2 protein-coding genes and 1 pseudogene are annotated in these 2070 nt (G+C 43.1%); 1 reads left to right on the top strand and 2 read right to left on the bottom strand.

What is annotated here, in order from left to right; all coding sequences use genetic code 11:
- Positions 1–911 (top strand): annotated as a pseudogene (locus AC5JM2_RS24050) (beta strand repeat-containing protein); the annotation flags it as partial.
- Between the two features lie 32 nt (positions 912–943).
- Here AC5JM2_RS24050 and AC5JM2_RS24045 read toward each other — a convergent pair.
- On the bottom strand, positions 944–1276 hold the full coding sequence (locus tag AC5JM2_RS24045; protein ID WP_495837343.1) for a DUF5615 family PIN-like protein: 333 nt from the start codon (positions 1274–1276) through the stop codon (positions 944–946).
- The gene (locus tag AC5JM2_RS24040) at positions 1273–1545 is read right to left on the bottom strand and encodes a DUF433 domain-containing protein (protein WP_495837344.1); all 273 of its coding nucleotides are present in this window, start codon (positions 1543–1545) and stop codon (positions 1273–1275) included. The genes AC5JM2_RS24045 and AC5JM2_RS24040 overlap by 4 nt, the downstream gene beginning before the upstream one ends.
- Positions 1546–2070: the final 525 nt, after the last annotated feature.

The raw sequence follows: 2070 nt of genomic DNA, 5'->3' as shown, positions 1-2070 counted from the left end.
CACAAGCGGTGGGCAACGGAGGTGACATCAACATCACTACTGGCTCACTTTCTCTAACTGGTGGCGCTCAACTAAATGTTAACAGCTTGGGACAGGGAACTGCTGGAGACATTGAAGTTACCTCTAACTCTATTAAGCTAGATAACCAAGCTGGTATCCAAGCTAAAACTGCATCTGGTAATGGTGGTAACATCAACTTACGAGTCCAAGACTTGTTACTCTTGCTGCGTGGCAACAACCAAATCTCCACCAGTGCGGGCACTGCTCAAGCAGGCGGCGATGGCGGTAACATCACCATTAACGCCCCTAATGGTTTCCTCGTCGCTGTCCCGAATGAAAATAGCGACATCACAGCTAATGCCTTCAATGGTCGAGGGGGTAATATCAACATTAGAGCGCGAGACGTCTTTGGCATCCAGCGCCGGGAACAACAAACCCCGCAAAGTGACATCACTGCAAGTTCTGAATTGGGAATAAATGGCACTGTAAAAATCACTACACCTGATATAGACCGCACTAACGGCTTAATCGAACTCCCTACTAATCTGGTTGATGTCTCTGGGCAAATTTCCACCGCCTGCACTCCTGGAAGTCGGCAAAGCCAAAGTTCGTTTGTGTCAACAGGACGCGGCGGACTACCCATGAGTCCCACTGAACCATTACAAGATACAAGTACTCTATCAGCCTGGGTGAGATTAAGACCAAAACCAGCAAACTCTGCCAAAACAAGAATTTCACCACAACCAACAGCAGTCTCAAATAGTACCAAAGTTGCAGCGGCGACGACAATTCTGGAAGCTACTGGTTGGGTAGTTGATAGCAATGGAAATGTAGAACTCGTGGCGCAAGCACCTGGTGTCAACCCTCACAGTTCTTGGCAAACACCTGCTTCTTGTCAAAATTCAAAATGATTTATTTGACATTATAAAGGAACAGACATTATCTAATTAATCCATTCCTCGGCGGTAGAAGCTCCCCAAATGAGGATAAGTGCTTCAATTGCGTCACTAATTGGCATATTCTGGGAAATAATTAAAACTCCTGAACTGGTTTGTGACATTATAAATTTAGCAAACTCAACAGGCATAGTTTTGCGGTCGTGAGTTACAAGAATTTTCTCTTGGAGTGCTGCTATGGCTAAGACCTCTTTGTCTGTCTTACCCTCAAGCCCTGCTGTATTAGCTGATTGAAAATCAATATTTGGTTCTCTGCGTATCGTACCAGTTACAATTGCCTGCTTGAGATCGGCGTCCGCTTGAAATCGAACTGTCGTCATGTCTTGCTCTGCTTTTGCATAAGAGCCGCTTTCAACTTCTCATACAAAGACGGATTTTTCTCTCGCAGAGACTGTTGCAATTTCTCAAACTCTTTTTCACCTTCTTTCAAATAGACATCAATTAGCTTTCGGTTGGCAAGATAAAAGGCAATAGCACCATAAATCTGTTCTAGGGAGAGTAATGGAAAGTTTTGGGCAATACTTTCAGCAGACTCACCATTCAAGAAAGCGTAAACAACTGAATCAAGAGAAACACGAGTCCCTTCAATCCAGAAGCCTTTATCCCGCTGCTCAATATATCGTTTTGCTACAGTCGGTGATGCTGCATCGGTGAGAGGTTAAGATAATCTTACTTTTGTCAATTAGAAATTACGCTGAGAATTTGGAAAAAGCAAAGGTATTAAGTTAACTCTTGTACTGAAATTATGAGTCAAGAGTAAATGATGCGTATCAAGATTAGGCGATCGCCTGCTCAAAAATTGTGTTTCCGACCCCAATTTTCGCCATATTTTGAGTGTTATTGCTTATTGACAAATAGTCTTCAACCTTAACCTCTCACGAATGGTGATGCTGTCATAAAACTGTTTGCTGGCTACTCAATATTTAGATGTTAACTTGTACCAGACGCGAAATAGGAAGTCTCTACAAATGTGTTGAGATCCAAAGCTTGTGTATAAGTCGAGCACCCTGATACCTATACTTAACTGAAGATTGACTCGCTGAATTTGCTTTTTCAATCGGAGAGTGCAATGTCTGGGGTATCTAAACGTTTGTACTGGTGGCAAAGTCTAGGA

It is taken from the genome of Brasilonema angustatum (assembly GCF_059505445.1).
This window is presented reverse-complemented; position numbering and strand designations above follow the sequence as displayed.